Origin of the sequence: Methanoculleus sp. UBA430 (assembly GCF_002506585.1) — an archaeon.
Lineage (GTDB): Archaea > Halobacteriota > Methanomicrobia > Methanomicrobiales > Methanoculleaceae > Methanoculleus.
On sequence record NZ_DAXW01000001.1, the window covers coordinates 139577 to 158103 of the forward strand.

An 18527-nucleotide genomic window follows, 5' to 3' on the forward strand; every position below is an offset into this window, starting at 1 on the left:
CCTACAGCAGTTCGACACCCTCGTCCATCGGCATCGAGAGGACCTCGCCGGTGAACCCGTTGACCTCGACGATCTTGCTCCCGCCCCGGACCTGCCAGACCGGGACGTAGATGGTCTCGAGATCGACCTTGATGTTGCTCCGGTCAGGTTTGAGGGTTTTCTCCTCATAGAAGATGGCATCGCCTTTCTCGTAGCGGAACCGCACCCGCTGGGTGAGTCGGTCGACGACGTCCCGCACGATCTGCTCCTCGACGTCCTCCCGCACGAGCCGGGCAGGCACGATCTCGGAGCCGAACGGGACAGTTCCCCGCTCGATCTCGCCAGGGTCGATCTCCATCTTGATGCCGTTGATGGCGTTGATGGCCCCGGCTCCTTCGGCGTCGAAGGAGACCAGCCGGTCCTTCACCTCGCGCTCGCCGGTGCTCACATAGTGATAACTCCAGTACGGGATGAACCGGCACTTCGCCGACCCGTGCAGACCGGCAATGCCGGAGGCGCGCTTCTCGGCAACCCGGAGGGGCAGGTGGGGCAACTCCGGCCCCGCTTCCTGCTCTTCCTCCTCCGCCACCGCAGGGCCGGCCTCTGCCGGCCTGTCCCGGATCGCCGGGGCCGGGCGGCCGAAGTCCAGAACCAGGCTCTGTCCGAGCAGATCGGCAAGCGCGGCCCTGCCTGCGTAGCGGGTGAACTCGTCCACACCCCATCGTATGCAGTCCTCTGTCCGCACCGCGGGGTCGAGGGCGAAGAGCAGCTTCCTGCAGACCAGATCGTCGTTGCCGGTGCGCAGCCGGTAGGTCATCGAATCGAATTCCCTGATCGTCTCCGGGTCGTCGGAGCAGAGCACCACCAGGGCGTTGCCGTTCCCGATTGCAGAGAAATCCAGCGGCTCGCCGACCTCCGCAACATCGTATGAGGCTGCCGTGAAGATCTGCTTCAACGTGTTCCGGGCTTTCTCCCGAATCCCACTCTCCATTCACCGTACAATACCACAGAGAGGTAGAACAAGCTTTCCCTTCAGGGTCGGCCGACAGGGGGTTGGTTCCCTGAAGTTCACCCGAAGGCAACACTTTTTCCCCTATCATGCAAGAGATCTGGTAATGTATGTCCCCCTGAAGTTCACCAATCACCGCATCGAGGAATACGCGCTCAGGGTGACCTACCGCCCGGAGGAGGACGTCGGGAAGATCATCTACAACCTCTCGCTCATCGAGAGTGGCGACCTTGAGTTCACGCTCTCCATCATGAAGGAAGCGCACAGAGCGGGCATCACCATCAGCGACCGGATCCGGGTCGCCGGGCCGGGGGAACGGGTCGACGGTTACACCGTACCGGACGGCAGGCACGCAATCTGTACGATGTGCAGTATTACGCTCGATGCCCTCCTCCTGCAGCGCGGCATCCCGATCAACCCGATCGGGGGCGGTATCGTCGAGGTCGATGAGCGTGTTGCGCAACGGTTCACGAGCATGATCCTCTACCGCGATACGACGCTCGATCCGCTCGAAGTCCTGATCTCCCAGGAGACCACATCGATCCTCGACGTTATGCACTCCGGAAGCGGCAACATCCTTGCAAACATCCGCGAGTGCCACATGGAGGCTGAACCGCTTATGGGAACGGTGCTCGACGAACTCTCGTCAATCGGGTTCTCCGGTATCCTTGATATCGGCGCCCCGAACGTCCCCCTGCTCGGGGTCCCGGTAAGCCCGCAGTACGTGGGCGTGGCGATGGTCGGGGGCACGAACGCACTCGCGGCGGTCAAGGAGACTGGACGACCGGTGGTGACCCGGGCGCTCAAAGGGCTGATCGACGTCCGCGAGATGGGCTACCTGAAAGACTACTGACCTGCAGCCCTCGCCCGTTCCGTGACGCTGGCGATATGCCGCCGCACAAACTGGACAAAACCCGCAGACTCCGAGTAGAGGGCCGAGGGCTGCTCCCCGCTCGAACCCAGCCAGAGCAGCGTCCTGGCATCGTCCACTAAAAAGACCCCGGATCGCTCATACGGCAGCAGTTTCCCCTGCGTGGGGTGGACCTCGCACGGGGCTGCAAGCGGCAGGATATGAATGCCGAACCGGGAGGGGCGCTCACCCGGCAACCGATCCGTGACGATATCGACCTGGACAGAGCCGAGGACATCGTTGAGCAGCGCGAGCACGCCTCCTTCAAGGAGGTCGTTTGCCGCGAGCACCTCTACGCTCCGCTCCGCTCTCCGGAACATCTCCGCAAGGCGTGTCTTGATATTCTCCTCCCCGTAGATGGTCCAGATCAGTTCCTGGCTCCCCCGGACCTCCGGTCCTTTCTCCCGGTAGATCGCATCGAGGGTTTTGCGGGCGTTCTCCGCGTCGCTCTCGATCCGACGCATCAGGTTCTCGACACCCCGGTCGGGGGGGACCGCGTCGAACCGTTTGGGCGTGGTGTGCGAGACGCAGACCAGCTCCTTCTGGACGAGCCGGTCGAGGACCGGGTAGACGGATGCGCGCGGCACCCCGGAAGTCTCGTGGACCTCGGTCGCGGTCGCGCCCGCCACCCTGAGAAGGCCGATATACACAAGAGCCTCGTACTTCGTAAGACCCAGTGATTTTAGAGATTCCAGGAGGTTATTTGGAATATCCCGGGGAGCAGTCATGCCATCATGTATATATACCCTCCAGGGATAAATGTTGTTGCTAATATAACAACAAGGTGACGAGATGCGTTGGCAATACGTACCGGTAATGCTCCTCGTGCTGGCACTTCTGGCTGTGCCGGCATCAGCACAGGGAGCCAAATACCTCTATGGGAATCCCGAACTCTCGGCGACGATCGCCGGCACCAACGAGTTCGCGCCGGGTACCGAGACCGGTCTCACGGTGATTATAGCCAATAACGGTTTGAACACAATTAAGATGGTCGGATCGACGATCATCACCCCCGATGACCTGCCAAACACCGCAAAACTGGCCACCGCGGCGCTCAAGAGTGAGGGTACGCCGTTCACCGTCAAGACGGACCCCCAGTTCTTGAGCGACATCATGGGCGGGGCCTCCCGGACCGCCACCTTCAACGTGAAGGTTGCCGACTCCGCGGAGCCGGGCACCTACGTGCTGCCCCTCGAGGTGACCTACACCTACCTGCAGGACGCCGAGGATTTAGGCGACACCCTCCGCTACAACTACCAGAAGAAGACCGAGACCCTGCCGCTCTCCGTGCGGGTGACGCCCGACCTCCGCGTCGAGGTCCTTGATATACGCTCCGAGTCGCTCAACGTCGGGACGGAGGGCTACGTCTCCATGACCCTGAAGAACATCGGGTCCGACCCGGCCGAGAACGCGATCGCAAAGGTCACAAGGAACGGCGAGAGCCCGCTCATCCCCACCGACGGCAACTCCTACATCGGGACGTTTGAGCCCGGAGAGACGGTGGACGTGAGGTTCAAGGTCTCGGTCGCCGATACCGCCGAGACCAAGTCCTACCCGCTCGACATCGTGGTCGCCTACGATGATTACGAGGGAAAAGCGATGACGTCCAAAGCAGTGACGATCGGTATCCCGGTCGGCGGCAAGATCGCCTTTGAGGTCGTCTCCCCGCCGGCAACGCTCAACCCGGGCCAGAAGAGCATTCTTGAGGTCGTATACAGGAACGCCGGCGCGGCAACGGTCTACAACGCCCAGGCCCGGATAAGCGCCGTCAGCCCTTTCACCAGCAGCGACGACACCGCCTACCTCGGCGACCTCGCTCCCGGGGAGAGCGCGACGGCGCGCTTCGAGGTGAACGTCGACGGTGACGGCACCGAGAAGGAGTACGGGATCGACTCTGAGATTCGTTACCGCGACGACCTGGACAACAGCAAGATCTCGGACACCATGAAGGTGCGGGTCGCGCTTGAGAAGAGGCAGGGGACTCTTTTCACGAACCCGGTCTTCCTTGTGGCCATTGCAGCCGTCATAATCGGCGCAGGGTATTATATATTCGTGTACCGTAAGAAAAGGTGATGAACGGGTACTGGGACGGGCCTAAACCGGAGCCGCAGGTAAGGACGATCGATGAGATGCGTGAGGTTCTCGCGGATCCCGGCTGCCCCTCCGATCAGCCCCTCTATTTTATGTACCGGGACCTCGCCCGGACCGACGACGACCGGGAGTGGCTCCGGCAGCAGCACGTCCGCTACGATATCACCGTCATTCCCGCCCGGACGCTCTGCGGGGAGTACGTCAAGACGAAGGGGCACTACCACACCGAGAACCCCGCAGGAACCCTCTACCCGGAGATCTACGAGGTGCTCGCGGGGAAAGGGCACTACCTCCTCCAGACCAAGAACGCCGACGATGTGGTGATGATCGAGGCCTCCGTCGGCGACAAGATCCTGATCCCGCCGGGATACGGCCACGTCACCATCAACCCCGGACGCGAGGACCTCGCGATGGCGAACCTCGTCTCGTCGGAGTTCTCGAGCAACTACGGCCCTTACGGGAAACTGCAAGGTGCCGCCTACTATGAGATGGAGGGGGGGGCGCTGGTGAAGAACCCGCGTTACCCCGACGCCCCGCCGGTGCGCTACTGCAGCCCGACGGAGGTCCCGGAGATCGGCATCGAGAAGGGGGTCGGGCTCTACGACCTCATCGGGCGGCCCCGGTCGGTCGCGTTCTTAAACCATCCCGAGCAGTTCATGGAGATCTTCGCCGACGTGACCGGCGGATGCCTGGTGATGCGGTAGAGGGCAAGACCGCTGTTCCAGAGAGGGTCAAGCACCGTTCAACTCTACCACCTGGTGTTCTTTAGAACATCGCAGATTCCGTATACGGATTTCCACCTGATATCGCCACTGGGGAGGGGCTGACGGGGAGGGGGGCTCCCCCTCCCCTGTCTCTATCCCGTATTTTGACATGTAACCCCACCCCACCCGGCCTCCTCAGTCACACCTGCGGTGCTCCAACTCCTGCTGTTCCAGCAGTCGTTCCCAGCCCCAAGGGGCGGGGGCAGTGCATGGCGATAGCCCGGAGATATCAGTTGGTGGGGTGATGTGATTAGAGCAAAGTTGCCCTGAACTTCCACCTAAAGAAAGCAGAGTGTTTTTACCAAGGCCTTTTTGTTACGTTTTACCCTTTCCCACCGGTAAACTTACCAAACTCTCAGACATCCTCACTGTTCAGAACTCCCACATCTCATCGAGGATCTGGCACGTCCGGCAGACCCTCCCGCACGGCTTCGCACCTTGCGGTGCTCGAACTCCTGTCGTCCCGACAGTCGCATCTCCCACCTTGCGGTGCTCGAACTCCTGTCGTCCCGACAGTCGCTCCCCACACTTCTCACAGACCCTGAGCCCTTCACCGGTGACCCGCTCCGGCTCCCGGAGGGCCTCGCCCAGGTTGACGAGCGCGTACTTCGTCGCCGGGTGGCGGGAGGTGTACTCGTCGAGGATCTCCCGGACGTCTCCCTGCAGGACGTCGCCCGCATAGGGGCAGCCCGCAAGATCGAACCCCTCCACGTGGAGGAAGGAGTACAGCGCCACTTCGCGCTCCGGGATATACATGAACGGCTTGATCCGGGGGACCATCCCCTCCACCTCCCGCATGGGGCGGGTGAGCCGGTCCGGGTCGCCCCGGAGGACGTGTTCCAGGACCGACTGGGCCTCGTCGTCCAGGTTGAACCCGCAGGCGAACTTCGTGACCCCGTGCTCGCGGGCAAGCCGGTTCATCAGCGCCCGCCGGAGCACCCCGCAGTAGGAGCAGGAGAGATTCGTCCCCTTCCTGCCCACGATCTCATCGAGCGTGATTCCGTACTCGTTCTGGAAGGACGCCGTCATCCAGGGGACGCCGATGTTCTCCGCAATCGCCCGGGCCCGGGCCGGGTCGCGGTAGCCGGATATCCCCTCGTCCACGGTGATCGCCATCAGCCGGACGTCACGGCGCTCGCGGAGGAGTTTGTGGAGGAAATAGAGGACGGCGCTTGAGTCCTTGCCCCCCGATAGCGCCACCGCCACCGTGTCGCCCGACGCGATCCAGCGGTGCTCCCGTATCGCCCGCTTCGCCTTCGCCTCGAAATCCCGGTTGAAATGCTGCTCGCAGAGGTGCAGCCCCGAATACCGCTGGTAGATGACCGCATCGCGGCGGCACTTGCTGCACTGCATGATCTCTCGATCATGCTTTTATCACCGGGCCACATAAATGGTGTAGAAGATGCCCGTTCCTGCAGAATACGTGCGATCCCTGCACGCCTACGAACTCCGGATCCTTCTCGCCCTCGAACGCCTCATGCGGCGGTACCGGTGGGTGCCGCTCGAGATTCTCAAGTCAACGACCAGATTCTCGGAGTCCGAGCTCTCCTACCGGCTGGGCAGGCTGATGGCGATGGACATGGTCAGGTACGAGAAGGTCCCCTACGAGGGCTACGCTCTCGTCTTCAACGGCTACGACAGCCTGGCGCTCCACACCCTCACCCGCCGGGGTACCATCCAGGCGCTCGGGACCCTGATCGGCGTCGGGAAGGAGTCGGAGGTCTACGAGGCGATGGGGCTCGGGGTCGTGGTCTTGAAGTTCCACCGCGTGGGGCAGCGGTCGTTCCAGTCGGCTCGCGTCAAGCGCGGTTACATGCCGGAGGCCGGGCACTGCCCCTGGATCTTCGCCTCGAGCAACTCGGCGAAGATGGAGTACGACGCCTTGAAAACCCTCCACCCCGCCGTCTCCGTGCCGCTCCCCATCGACCAGAATCGGCACGTCGTGGCGATGTCGTTTGTCCCCGGCGTCAACCTCTCGCAGGCGACCGTCATGGAGCCGGAGGTCATTCTCGACGAGATCCTCGAGAACATCCGCGAGGCCTACCGCCTCGGCATCATCCACGGGGATTTGAGCGAGTTCAACGTCATGGTCGACGAGGGGCAGTGCTGGCTGATCGACTGGCCCCAGTGGGTCGAGACTGCTCACCCGAACGCCGGCGAGATCCTGGCTCGAGACATCGAGAACATCCTCCAGTACTTCAAACGGAAATACGGCCTCGTATACGCCTTCGACGAAGCACTGGCACAGGTGGTGGAGTGAAGGTCTTTGGCATCGACATCATCAAGGGCTCGGTCCGCTCCCGCACCCGGCGGCCCGTCTACGCTCTCGCCAGGGTGGAAGACGGCGAGGTCATGGACATCGAGGAGGTCACCGGGTTCCGACTCCAGCGCCTCCTCGCTACTGAGCAGCCCGATATCCTCGCGGTCGACAGCATCCAGGAGATCGCCGCCGACCGGCGCGAACTCTACGCATTCCTCCAATCACTTCCCCCCGCAACAATACTCGTCCAGGTGACCGGCGGCGAGAGGACAGAGAGCCTCCCGAAGGTCGCTGCCCGCTACAACATCAGTTTTAACAGGTTCGACCCCTACGCCGAGGCCCGGACCACTGCGCAGGTGGCCGCTCTCGGCGCGGGCGTCGAGGTGATTGCGTTTGAGAACACCACCGACGTCACGGTGAGCAGGCACCGGTCGCCGGGCCGGGGCGGGTGGAGCCAGAACCGCTACGCAAGGAAGATCCACGGCGCCGTGATGCAGAAGGCCCGCGAGATCGAGGCGAGACTCAAAGGCGCCGGCCTCGACTACGAGAAGAAGGAGACGAAGGCCTTCGGCGGGTATTCCAGGGTCGCGTTCAAGGTCATGGCCGCCCGGGAGATGGTCCCGGTCCACTCCTCGCGGGGCGCCGACGTCCAGGTCCGGGTGAGCGGCAGGGAACTCGACCGGATCCGGTTCGAACCGCTTTCCCGCCGCCCCCGCTACCTGATCGTCGGGCTCGACCCCGGGACGACCACCGGCATCGCCGCCGTGGACCTCGACGGGAACCTGGTCCTCCTCTCGAGCTCCCGCCAGATGACGATGTCCGACATCATCGAGGAACTCTACCGCGCCGGAAAACCGCTTATCGTCGCTTCCGACGTCCAGCAGATGCCCTACTCGGTCGAGAAGATCCGCCGTGCATTCAACGCCATCCCCTACACCCCGCGGCAGTCGCTCTCGGTGGAGGCGAAGTACGACCTGACCGCCGCGTTCTCCTACACGAACGACCACGAGCGCGACTCCCTCTCGGCGGCGCTGGACGCCTACCGGAGCCTCCAGAACAAGTTCAGAAACATCGCAAAGCGGGTGACGCCGGGAGTCGACCTCGACGAGGTGCGGGCCCGGGTGCTCCGGGGCCAGCCGCTTGATACGGTCCTCGCGGACCTGCAGGGCGCTCCACCGCCGGAAAAACCGGCGGCACCCCCCGCCGAGGCCGTTCCGGAGCGTCCGGTCGAGGACGAGCGGGTGATGGCGCTCGATGGGATGGTGAAAAGGCTCCGGACCTATGTCCAGGAACTCCAGGGAGACCTCCGGGAACGGGACCGGAAGGTGGAGCGCCTGCGGCAGGACCTGCAGCGAGCCCGTTCCGCGACGGAACGCAAGGTCCGGCGGGACGCGGAGCTGGCGACGAAGGACGCGACGATCGAGAGCCTGCGCGAGCAACTCCGGGGTGAGCGGCGGCGGTCCCGCCGGCTGAAGAAGCGCCTGGAGCGGATGCAGACGGTTGCAAAGATCGAGATCTCCGAGGACTACACCCCGCTCAAGGTGCTCGACTCCCTCACCCGCGAGGGAGTGCGGGGCCTCCAGGAGGGGGTCGGCATCTCGGCGGGCGACGTCCTCTACGTCCCGAGGGCTCACGGCTGGGGCCGGGGCGTGGTCAAAGACCTTGCAGGCGCAGGAGTGCGGGCGCTGGTCATCGACGGGGAGGAGCCCCCCGACCCGCACCTGGTCCGGGTCGCCCGCGAGGCGGGTCTCCCCCTTCTCCCCGCGGAGACCGTCGGACCGGAGATCCGGGGCAGGACCGGAGCGGCAAAGACCCGGAGTATCAAGGAGGCGATGGGCGAGTGGGAGGAAGGGCAGAAAGAGTTCCGGCGGGAGCAGGAGGCCGAACGGGTCGAGTATCTCTTCAAGGAGTACCGGAGCGAGCGGGAGAAGGAGGTGCGCCGCGGTGGATGAACGGGGCCTGCACCGGCTGATCGGGACGATTATCGACCCGGAACGGCTCGAAGACGACTGCGCCGTCATCTCCTGCGGCGACCTTCTCATGGTCGCGACCACCGATATGCTCCACGAGACGACCGATTTTCCCGCCGGGATGACCGACTGGCAGGCGGGCTGGATGTCGACGGCGGTCACGCTCTCGGACGTCGCGAGCATGGGCGCGGCGCCGGGCCAGGTGCTCCTCGCGGTCGGCCTTGATAGGCCGGAACGCCTCCGCGGGATCATGGAAGGCGCACGGGACTGCTGCACGGCGTTCGGCGCCGAACTTGTCGGGGGGGATCTCGACGCCCACCGGGAACTGACGATCGTGAGCACGGGCCTTGGGGCCGTCGCCCCACAACACCTCGTCCGGCGTCGGGGGGCGCGGCCGGGTGACGTCATCGCAGTCACCGGGACGCTCGGCGAGGCCCAGGCCGCTCTCTCCGGTTACGACAGGCATCTAAAAGAACTCCTCGAACCACAGCCCCGGGTGAGGGAGGGGCAGGCGCTCGCCCGGGCCGGGGTCTCGGCGATGATGGACATCTCCGACGGCCTCGCTCTCTCGCTTTACGACCTCCTCAGCGTGAACGACTGCGGCTTTGCCGTCGATTCCGCCCGGCTTCCGCTCCCGGCAGGGGTGCCGGAGGACGAGGGGCGGGAACTCGCGCTCTACGGCGGGGGAGACTTCGAGCTCCTCTTCACCGCTCCGCCGGGAATCCTCCCGGTCCCGGGGGTCGAGGCCCGCGTCATCGGCGAGGTCATAGTGGAGCAGACGGTCCTCGTGGATGGAAGGCCGCTCGAACGCAGGGGCTATCTGCACGAGTGGAACGGTTAGGACGCGGCCCTTGCCCCCATCCGCCGCCACTCCCAGAAGATATACACAAGGCCGATGACCGCAAAGACGAAGACCACCGCCTCGGTCACGAGGATGCCCTGCGTCTGTGCAAGATAGACAGCGGCGGCGTCCACGGCGGCGTGCCAGAGGATGGCAAGAACGAGGAGCGTTTTCTTGCCGTAGACGACGGCGGCAAGCACCATCAGCGACCAGGCGATGTGGAGGGTGATCGTCATCATCCGTTCGGCGAGTCCCGGCAGGAGATCGAGCGGGGTGAGGGCGCGGAGGGCCTCGATCTCCGCCCGGACGAGGGGGTCGTCGGGCAGGGGGATCCCCCCACCGTCGCCGGTGAGGAGGAGGTAGGAGACCATGCCCGAGAGAACGACCAGCGCGACGATCATGCTCTCGACACCGCCCCACCCGGTCCCGAAGAGGAGGCCGTTCTCGCGGGTGAGGGGAATCTTTTGCCGTCCGAAAAGGTAGCGATAGACAAGGTAGCGGCCGACCTCCTCAAAGAGCCCGGCCATGAGGCCGAGGTAGATTGCGAGGGCGGCAAGCGCCGCCGTCGTCCCGGACGGCAGGAGAGCGAGGTAGAGCGGCGTCTGCGTCACCAGGACGAGCGGGGCATGGACGACCTGCACGACGATGAAGAAGAGGGCCCCGAGCGCGAAGACCCGCCACGAGAGGTCGAACTGTTTGACAAACCAGTAGCCGAGCGCGAGCGGAACGATGATCTCGAGCAGGGCGACGACGGCGAACGCGGCGACAACCAGTGGGTCCATAGAGCAGAGTATTTGGCTAATTATTTAACGATTGTCGCGGTACAGGTGAGAGAAAGGATCAGACCGCCATGATTACAGAGCACCCGGGAGCAGCCCCGGAGGGTGGAACCAGTTCCCGTCATGCGGGCCAGGGCGCCGGGGCCCGGTTCTCGAACAACTTCGACTTCCTGCGGTTCGCTGCGGCGGCGGCAATCGTCGTCACGCACGCTTACGCGCTCAGGCTCGGCTATGTCGGCATAGGGCTCACCGACCCGTTCGTGCTCATCGGGCAGGGGGCGCTTGCAGCCCTCCTCGTCACCAGCGGCTACCTGATCGCGGCAAGCTGGGAATCGACCGCATCCCCGCTCCGGTTCGCCTGGAAACGGTTCCTCCGGGTGGTCCCGGCCCTTGTCCTCGCGATCGCCCTGACGCTCTTCGTCATCGGCCCACTGATGACGACCCTACCTATAGGGGAATACTTTACCGCCCTCTTCTCCCCGGCCGGGCTCGCCACCATCCCCTTCTTTGAGAACGGATCGGCCATAGGCCTCTTCCAGGAGAACCCGTGGACCTACGTCAACGGCTCGCTCTGGACGATACCCGTCGAGGTCGCGATGTACGGTGTCGTCGCAGTCCTCGGGATAGCCGGATTTCTGTGGCGCAAGTCCGCTCTCCTCGCCCTCGCCGCCGTAAACGTCCTCCTGTGGATGGCCTGGTTCGACGACCCCCGGATGGCGAAGATCCGGTTCACCCTCTACTTCATCATCGGCGCCTACCTCTACCTCCACCGTGAGCGGATCGTCTACCGGCCGGTCATCGCCGGGGGGCTGCTCCTGCTACTCGGCGCTTCAGTCCTGACGCCCTACCCGGCCATCGTCGGGGTGATCGCCATCCCCTACCTCACCCTCTACGCCGCACACCTACCGGTCCCGTTTCTGAACACCTTCGGCAGATCGGGTGACTTCTCCTACGGCATCTACATCTACCACTACCCGGTCCAGCAGGTGCTGATCCAGGCCGCGGGCAACACCCTCCTCCTCCCGGCACTCGGCGGGCTCTCGTTTGCCGTGACGTTTGCTCTCGCGTTCCTCTCCTGGCACCTCGTCGAGCGGCGGGCGCTGGCGCTGAAGGGAGCCTCGCCGGCAAATGTCGTCCGGGAGTACCGGGTGCGTGCGGAAGCCCTCCTCTCCGCCGGGCGGTGAGAGACGGGATGACGCCCGGCAATGACGCCGGCAGCACCTATTATCCCGGATAGAAGCGTAAAGATTACTTGTTACAGAGGATACGAGAGTATGGCGTACTATTTTGCCTCGCGCATGGAAAAGACGCCCCGATCCTTCATCCGCGAGATCCTCAAAATGACTGAGAAGCCCGAGGTCATCTCGTTCGCAGGGGGGCTCCCGAACCCCTCGCTCTTTGCCGTTGAGGAACTGGCGACGGCCGCGCGAGACGTCATGGCGGATGCGGGGAGGGCAGCCCTGCAGTACAGCACGACCGAAGGCTATCTCCCGCTGCGGGAGTTCATCGCCGAACGCTACCGGCAGCGCCTCGGTCTCTCTGTCGGCCCGGACGAGATCCTGATCACGAACGGCTCCCAGCAGTGCCTTGACCTCATCGGGAAGGTCTTTCTGGACCCGGGCGATCCGGTCTTCATCGAGCGGCCGGGCTACCTCGGCGCGATCCAGGCATTCTCTCTCTACGAATCCGCGTTCCGTCCCGTGCCGCTTCTTGACGACGGTCCTGATATCGACTGTCTGAAAGCGATGCTGGAGGAGACGCCGGCCAGGCTCTTCTACGGCGTCCCGAACGCGCAGAACCCGTCCGGAATCACCTATTCAGAGGAGAAGCGGCGTGCCATCGCTGCCGCACTCGCCGACACCGGGACGATCTTCGTCGAAGACGACGCCTACGGGGAACTCCGGTTCGACGGGAGACACCTCCCTTCCGTCAGGCAGTACCTCGACGATGCGACGATCATCATCGGTTCTTTCTCCAAGATCGTCACGCCCGGACTGCGGATCGGCTGGGTCGCTTGCCCCCACGAGATCCTCGGGCAGATCACCGTGGCGAAGCAGGCCTCCGACCTGCACTCAAACACCCTTGCCCAGCGAATTATCGCCCGGTACGTCGAGACAAACGATATCGACGCTCATATCGAGCGGATCACCCGGGCATACCGCATACAGCGCGACCTGATGATCGCTGCGATCGAGGAGGAGTTCCCGGAGGGCGCCCACTACACCCGGCCGGATGGCGGGATGTTCCTCTGGGTCACTCTCCCGGAGGGCTGCTCGACCATGCGGCTCCTTGAGATCGCCCTCCGGGCGAACGTCGCGTTCGTGCCGGGCAGGGCGTTCTACGTCGATGGGGGTGGGGACACGGCGATGCGCCTGAACTTCTCGAATGCAGGCGAAGAAGAGATCGTCGAGGGGATCCGGCGCCTCGGCGCAGCGATCCGCACGTTCACCGGGTGATCCCCCCGGCTCAGAGCATCCTCTCGAGGATCTCCACCGCATCCCGGACGTACCCGGGGCAGAGGGTCCGGGTGAGACCCTGCTCGCGGGCCCGGCCGAGCCCTTCGTCGGTCGAGAGATTGCAGTCGAGGAGCCCGGTGCATGAGACGGTCCCGTGCTTCCGGACGAAGCGGGCGATGAACTCCTGCGTGACGGCGTAGGTCCGCTCCTTCGCCTCTTTTCCCTCAGGACCGGTGCTCCCGAACAGGAGCCCGATCACGAGGACCGCGCCCGATACGGCCCCGCAGGCGCCCCCCGTATGCCCCACTCCGCCCCCAAACCCGGTGGCCGCCCGGAGGATGACTTCCTCCGGCACCCCGGCGTCGCGGGCGAAGACCGAACTGACTGCCTGCGCACAATTACAGCCCTGCATGAAGCGGGCAACCGCTCTCTCCGAACGTTCTGTCGTAGAACTCACCTGAAGGGGTGATTCGCTACCCGCCCCCTTCAAACTTGCGCGGGAGGTCCGGGGGAAGATATTAAGAGTCGGTCAGGGAAAGAAGAGACCAGGAGAAGAGCGTTACCATGTGGAGAGGAGCAGTGATGATCGTTCTCGTCGCCGTTCTGATCCCGGCAGCGGCAGGAGCGGAGGCATCGTACCGGAGCATACCGGAGGGAAGCACCGTCAACGACGTTGCGATCGCGGGAGACGGCCGGTATATGCTCGCGGGGACCGAAGGGGGAGGTATTATCTGCCTGCAACAGGACGGCACGGTCGCCTGGAACATGAGTGCCGGGAGCCCGGTGACGGCAGTCGCCGTTGCGGACGCCAGAAACTACGTGGCCGCCGGGACCGGTGCGGGCGACGTGCTCGTCCTCGACGAGCGGAGCGGCAACCGCTACTGGACCGGGAGCGTCGCAGGACCCGTCCGCGATCTCTCATTCCCGGGAGACGGCAAGTTCCTCGCGGCGGGGAGCAACCGCGTCACGCTCTTCGACTACCAGGGTCTGGAAGACTGGAACTTCTCGACGGGGGCCAACACAATCGTGTCGTCCGTCGCATTCGCTGCCGACGGGAACTACATCGTCGCCGGAAGCGATAACGGCGCCGTCCACTTCTTCGGCAGGCAGGGGAACCTCATGTGGCAGGGGCTCGCCCGGGGTGCGGTCACCGCGGTCGACGTCTCCCGTGACGGATCGGTCGTCGCCGCCGGAAGCCGGGGCCGTGTCCTCCAGGTCTACGGCAGGGCCGGGGGGCTCCCCTGGGCGGTGCAGACCGGAGCACCCATCCTCACGCTCGCCCTCTCTGCTGACGGGCAACTCGTGGCCGTCGGGAAGGAGGGAGGCGATCTGGAGTGTTACCGGCCTCGCCAGGGACTCGCCTGGCAGAACCGGACGGGAAGCGACGTCCTCACCGTCGGGATATCCCGGCGGGGCGAAATTGTCGCGGCCGGGACCGCCGCCGGGTCCGTGCACCTCTTCACCGGAGGTGGGGCGGAACGGTGGTCGTTTGATGCCGGTGCACCCGTGACGGCGGTCGCTCTCTCCGGGAGCGGCGATTATCTCGCTGCGGGCGCCGGAGAGCAGGCGTTCATCTTCAGGACGGCCGAGGTGCCGGCGGCAACGACGGCAACGCCTGCGGAGAACGCCACGCCCACAGCAACGCCCACAGAGGCCGGGGGAGCGGGCGCCCTCATCGGGATCATCGCCGTTGCGGCCGGCGCGGCCCGCGGCCTCTCCCGGCGCCGGTAAACGACGCGGGAGAGGGGGATCTCCCCTTCACCGGCAGGGCTTTCACGTACCCGGACCGAGCAGCACCCGGGCGGTTCCAGCGGGGTTGCCGGGACCGTCAGGGAAGTGATGCAGGTGGCACAGGAAGAGAGAAGAAAGCGGGAAGACCGGCCTGATGAGGAGATCCCGTTCGAAGATAAGGGGACCGATATCGTCTACAGCCCGGTCCCGTCCGAGCTCGGCGACGAAGGCCGGGAGAAAAGCCGCCCGCCGGGGGCACCCGAGACCCCGACGCCGCGGGCAGAACACGAGACCTCAAAGAAGGCCGAAGAACGGATCGCCCGGCAGCAGGGGAAGAAGTAGGGACGAGGGGTGCCTCCCGGAATCCCCGTCCTCTCCCCGGCCATCCGTGGTGCTGCAGCGATGCGGGAAGATTAATACCGCCTGACGTATGTCTGCACGGCATGGCAGTACGTCCAGCAGCGCGGCTAATGGCCGGCATACTCTTCGTGATCTTCGCAGTTGCCTCTACCATACCCGCAGTGGCGGGATACGAGGATACGACCGGGCGGGATTCAGGCGTACAGGACCTCTACCTCTTCATGGACGAGGAGGACCTCCTCGACCTCTATACCCGTGGCGACGAGTCAGACGAACGGCTGGGCGGTTATGTGCGGCTCTCTCCTGACGGCGAGGATATTGAACTTGAAGGAGTGCGGTTCCGGGGCACCTCCTCACGGGAACTGCCCAAAAAATCGTTCAACACCCTTTTTGCCGGCCCCCAGGAGTTCCTCTTCGGCAGCAGCACCATGAACCTGAAGGCCACCTACACTGATCCCACGATGATGCGGGAGAGGCTCGCGATGGATCTCTTCCGTGTTCTGGACCAACCGGCGCCGAGGACGAAGTATTTCGACCTCTACATCAATGGAATTTATGAAGGCCTGTATGTTCACGCGGAGCGGGTCGACGGCGATCTGCTCGCAAGCAACGGCTTAAACCCCGCCGGGACCCTGGTCGCCGACGATTTCCGGAACCATTACTACCTGCCGGAGGTCAACCGCCCCTCGGTCTTCGGGTTTCCCATCGACAAGCAGGACGACCCGGAAGCCTTCCTCGAAGCGACCATGGACAGCCGGGGCGACCCGGACTGGGAGGCGGTCCGGGACCTCGTCTCCTGGGTCTACCGGACCCCTGCCGGCCCGGAGTTTGAAGAGGGGTTTATCCAGCGGTTCGATGAGGAGAACTTCATCGACTGGCTGGCGATTCATTATCTCATCGGCGACGTCGACTCGTTCGGCGACGACTACTGGCTCTACCTGGACACCGCCAATCCGGACGCCGGGTGGATAGTCATACCCTGGGACAAGGACCTCACGTTCGGCACGCATACCCGCAGGGGCACCACGGTCAACGACTACTTCGGGTATGAGTCGCCGATAGCAACCGGGTGGGAGAACGATCTGGTGGCGAAGTTCCTCCAGACCCCCGAGCTTCGCGAGCGGCTTGAGGCCCGCATCCTCTTCCTGATGGACGATGTCTTCACCGAAGACTACTATGCCGGCCAGGTTGCCCTCCACGAGGAGACGATCGGGGAGAGGCTGAACATCACGCCGGGGGAGGACGCGTTCGTGCTTCACCCGCAGAACCATCACGGCGATATTGGTTACCTGGTATACCACACCGAAGCGATACAGGACTTTGTGCGGCTCCGGCACCAGTTCCTCCGGCGAGCGATCGTGCCCGGCACCGGGGACTACTATACCGCCTCGGTCGAGCTGCCGGCCGACCCGGAGGAGAGTACCGTCTACTTCACCGATCCCGGGGGATGGGTGATCGCGAGCCTCGAAGTCGTTAACGTGACGGAGCCGGGCACAATCACCGCTACGGTGGGCCGGACGCCGTTCAACCCCGGTATCGACCGGCACTGGCAGTTCGATGCGGGCGACGCCGACGTTCGCGGCAAACTGACCCTCTACTACAGGAACGACGTCGAATCGTGCTGTTTCCCGGTGGGGAACTGGTTTGTCTCCGACGCGGCGGTCCGGGACGCGGGTTATTCCCAGTGGGACCTCAGGATCGTCCGGCAGGACGGAACGGGGAGACCGGTGATGCTTGAGACCTATGTCAACCCCTACTCGAACAAGGCGTCCGCAGACGTCTCGCTGAACGGCACGACGGGGTTCATGCTGGTGCTGCCGGAGACGCCGTCGTGGGCACGGGTGCAATGAACACGCAGCCCGCTACCACCGGGGGAGGCAACACGGCTTCCTGGCAAAAGGACAGGGAGATCGGTCTTTTCCGAAACGATGGGGCTGCGCCCCTCTCGACACCCCCGGCGACCTGCGGTCGCCTATGAACTCAAGAAAAACGTAGCGGGAAAAGTTCAACGGAAAACAAGAAGAGTGGACCCGGCGGGATTTGAACCCGCGGCCTCTACGTTGCGAACGTAGCGATCTACCCCTGATCTACGAGCCCAAAGATAGGAGATCAGAGTATGATCTCGATATCTAATTTTTCTGCCAGTTCCTTATATCTGTTCCTGATCGTGACCTCGGTCACGCCCGCAACCTCGGCAACTTCGCGCTGGGTGCGCCGCTCTCCGCCGAGGATCGAGGAGATGTAAATGGCGGCAGCAGCGACGCCCGTTGGCCCTCTGCCGCTCGTAAGTTCGCGTTCTCCGGCCTGCCGGAGGATCTCGACCGCCCGGCTCTGGACCTCACCCTTCAGGTTCAGGCCCGAGCAGAAGCGCGGTACGTAATCGATCGGGGACGTCGGCAGGAGCTTCAATCCAAGCTCGCGCGAGATGAACCGGTAGGTGCGCCCGATCTCCTTCCTCGATACCCGGGAGACTTCGGCGATCTCATCGAGCGTCCGGGGCACGCTGCACTGCCGGCATGCCGCATACAGCGCGGCCGCCGCAACCCCTTCGATACTCCGGCCGCGGATCAGGTTCTTGTCCACAGCGTCACGGTAGACCACCGCCGCGGTCTCGCGCACGTTCCGGGGCAGGCCGAGCGCGGACGCCATCCGGTCCAGTTCCGAGAGCGCGAACGCCAGGTTCCGCTCGGTCGCGTTCGAGACCCGGATACGCCGCTGCCACTTCCGGAGCCGGTAGAGCTGGGCACGGTTCTTACTCGAGATCGCACGACCGTAGGAGTCACGGTTCCTCCAGTCGATCATCGTCGAGAGACCCTTGTCGTGGATCGTGAAGGTCATCGGTGCGCCGACACGGGACCGCTTCATCCGCTGGTCATGGTCGAAGGCACGCCACTCGGGGCCGCGATCGATGAACTCCTCGTCAAGGACGAGACCGCAGTTCTGGCAGACGAGCTCGGCACGCTCGTAGTCGTGGACGAGCTGGCGGCTCCCGCACTCGGGGCAGACGGACTGGACGCTCTCCTCGGTGCGCTTCTTCTCCGTCTCCTTGACCTTCTGCTCCCCCCTCTTCTTCAGGGCCTCGCGCTGCAACTGCAGCTGCTTAAGTTTTTCTACTTCTGCCATCGAATTTACACCTATTTTGCAAAGATTTTCTCGCCAACCTGCACCGAACAGCCACTGTAGCAGAGGACTACGGCATAGGGAGATGATATATTCCCAAAGATATCAACTACCTTCCCTACGGGTTTTAACCGGCGATCCACAGCCTCACCGTAGAGGCGTGGCAACTGTGCAGCATCACATCGCAAGATTAACAAGCGATTACCACAAACACTTACAGAACGTCCGATTAACCGCAAACTGCAACCTCTAGGGGA

General features: G+C 64.0%; 17 protein-coding genes and 1 tRNA gene. 11 read left to right on the forward strand and 7 right to left on the reverse strand.

Annotated features, from left to right (window positions below; translation table 11 throughout):
* Position 1 precedes the first annotated feature (1 nt).
* Positions 2 to 970: a hypothetical protein gene (locus BRA49_RS00705; protein ID WP_292382572.1), complete on the reverse strand. Its 969-nt coding sequence runs from the start codon at positions 968 to 970 to the stop codon at positions 2 to 4.
* 124 nt (positions 971 to 1094) lie between these two features.
* On the opposite strand from BRA49_RS00705, the gene BRA49_RS00710 reads away from it, so the two are divergent.
* Entirely contained in the window at positions 1095 to 1841 is a 747-nt protein-coding gene (locus tag BRA49_RS00710; RefSeq protein WP_292382573.1) for a DUF128 domain-containing protein, read from the forward strand.
* On the opposite strand, the gene BRA49_RS00715 is transcribed toward BRA49_RS00710, so the two are convergent.
* Positions 1835 to 2626 carry a TrmB family transcriptional regulator gene (locus tag BRA49_RS00715; RefSeq protein ID WP_292382575.1) on the reverse strand — a complete coding sequence of 264 codons (792 nt, stop codon included), beginning with the start codon at positions 2624 to 2626 and terminating at the stop codon, positions 1835 to 1837. The genes BRA49_RS00710 and BRA49_RS00715 overlap by 7 nt on opposite strands.
* 64 nt (positions 2627 to 2690) lie before the next feature.
* Between BRA49_RS00715 and BRA49_RS00720 the strand changes: the two genes are divergently transcribed.
* Positions 2691 to 3971 carry a COG1361 S-layer family protein gene (locus BRA49_RS00720; protein ID WP_292382577.1) on the forward strand — a complete coding sequence of 427 codons (1281 nt, stop codon included), beginning with the start codon at positions 2691 to 2693 and terminating at the stop codon, positions 3969 to 3971.
* Complete coding sequence (locus BRA49_RS00725; RefSeq protein ID WP_292382579.1) at positions 3971 to 4693, forward strand: glucose-6-phosphate isomerase family protein; 723 nt, start codon at positions 3971 to 3973, stop codon at positions 4691 to 4693. The genes BRA49_RS00720 and BRA49_RS00725 overlap by 1 nt, the downstream gene beginning before the upstream one ends.
* Before the next feature lie 432 nt (positions 4694 to 5125).
* Here BRA49_RS00725 and BRA49_RS00730 read toward each other — a convergent pair whose 3' ends face one another.
* Positions 5126 to 6106, reverse strand: coding sequence for an ATP-binding protein (locus BRA49_RS00730; protein ID WP_292382581.1), 981 nt, complete (start codon positions 6104 to 6106; stop codon positions 5126 to 5128).
* A 49-nt stretch (positions 6107 to 6155) separates the two neighbouring features.
* Between BRA49_RS00730 and BRA49_RS00735 the strand changes: the two genes are divergently transcribed.
* Genes BRA49_RS00735 through thiL form a run of 3 tightly spaced genes read left to right on the forward strand, consistent with a single transcriptional unit; the run spans position 6156 to position 9824 of the window.
* Positions 6156 to 7013: a serine/threonine-protein kinase RIO2 gene (locus BRA49_RS00735; protein WP_292382583.1), complete on the forward strand. Its 858-nt coding sequence runs from the start codon at positions 6156 to 6158 to the stop codon at positions 7011 to 7013.
* Positions 7010 to 8965, forward strand: a complete 1956-nt coding sequence (locus BRA49_RS00740) for a DUF460 domain-containing protein (RefSeq protein ID WP_292382585.1) — start codon at positions 7010 to 7012, stop codon at positions 8963 to 8965. The genes BRA49_RS00735 and BRA49_RS00740 overlap by 4 nt, the downstream gene beginning before the upstream one ends.
* Positions 8958 to 9824, forward strand: coding sequence for a thiamine-phosphate kinase (gene thiL / locus BRA49_RS00745; RefSeq protein ID WP_292382586.1), 867 nt, complete (start codon positions 8958 to 8960; stop codon positions 9822 to 9824). Before BRA49_RS00740 ends, thiL begins: the two co-directional genes overlap by 8 nt.
* Here the strand turns inward: thiL and BRA49_RS00750 are convergent.
* On the reverse strand, positions 9821 to 10606 hold the full coding sequence (locus tag BRA49_RS00750) for a YhfC family intramembrane metalloprotease (protein ID WP_292382588.1): 786 nt from the start codon (positions 10604 to 10606) through the stop codon (positions 9821 to 9823). The two genes, thiL and BRA49_RS00750, sit on opposite strands and share 4 nt — an antisense overlap.
* Positions 10607 to 10674: 68 nt before the next feature.
* Between BRA49_RS00750 and BRA49_RS00755 the strand changes: the two genes are divergently transcribed.
* On the forward strand, positions 10675 to 11787 hold the full coding sequence (locus tag BRA49_RS00755; protein WP_292382590.1) for an acyltransferase family protein: 1113 nt from the start codon (positions 10675 to 10677) through the stop codon (positions 11785 to 11787).
* A gap of 90 nt (positions 11788 to 11877) precedes the next feature.
* A complete protein-coding gene (locus BRA49_RS00760; RefSeq protein ID WP_292382592.1) occupies positions 11878 to 13059 on the forward strand; it encodes a PLP-dependent aminotransferase family protein in 1182 nt (393 codons plus the stop codon).
* 10 nt (positions 13060 to 13069) lie between these two features.
* On the opposite strand, the gene BRA49_RS00765 is transcribed toward BRA49_RS00760, so the two are convergent.
* Positions 13070 to 13471, reverse strand: coding sequence for a C-GCAxxG-C-C family protein (locus BRA49_RS00765; protein ID WP_292382593.1), 402 nt, complete (start codon positions 13469 to 13471; stop codon positions 13070 to 13072).
* 170 nt (positions 13472 to 13641) lie between these two features.
* On the opposite strand from BRA49_RS00765, the gene BRA49_RS00770 reads away from it, so the two are divergent.
* The 3 genes from BRA49_RS00770 (at position 13642) to BRA49_RS00780 (ending at position 17000) form a co-directional block, all read left to right on the forward strand.
* On the forward strand, positions 13642 to 14790 hold the full coding sequence (locus BRA49_RS00770; RefSeq protein ID WP_292382595.1) for a WD40 repeat domain-containing protein: 1149 nt from the start codon (positions 13642 to 13644) through the stop codon (positions 14788 to 14790).
* A gap of 114 nt (positions 14791 to 14904) precedes the next feature.
* Positions 14905 to 15132, forward strand: a complete 228-nt coding sequence (locus tag BRA49_RS00775; RefSeq protein WP_292382597.1) for a hypothetical protein — start codon at positions 14905 to 14907, stop codon at positions 15130 to 15132.
* 101 nt (positions 15133 to 15233) lie between these two features.
* Positions 15234 to 17000 carry a CotH kinase family protein gene (locus tag BRA49_RS00780; protein WP_292382598.1) on the forward strand — a complete coding sequence of 589 codons (1767 nt, stop codon included), beginning with the start codon at positions 15234 to 15236 and terminating at the stop codon, positions 16998 to 17000.
* Positions 17001 to 17175: 175 nt separating this feature from the next.
* Here BRA49_RS00780 and BRA49_RS00785 read toward each other — a convergent pair.
* Positions 17176 to 17247, reverse strand: a tRNA-Ala gene (locus BRA49_RS00785).
* Positions 17248 to 17259: 12 nt separating this feature from the next.
* The gene (locus BRA49_RS00790; RefSeq protein ID WP_011843316.1) at positions 17260 to 18273 is read right to left on the reverse strand and encodes a transcription initiation factor IIB; all 1014 of its coding nucleotides are present in this window, start codon (positions 18271 to 18273) and stop codon (positions 17260 to 17262) included.
* Positions 18274 to 18527 lie beyond the last annotated feature (254 nt).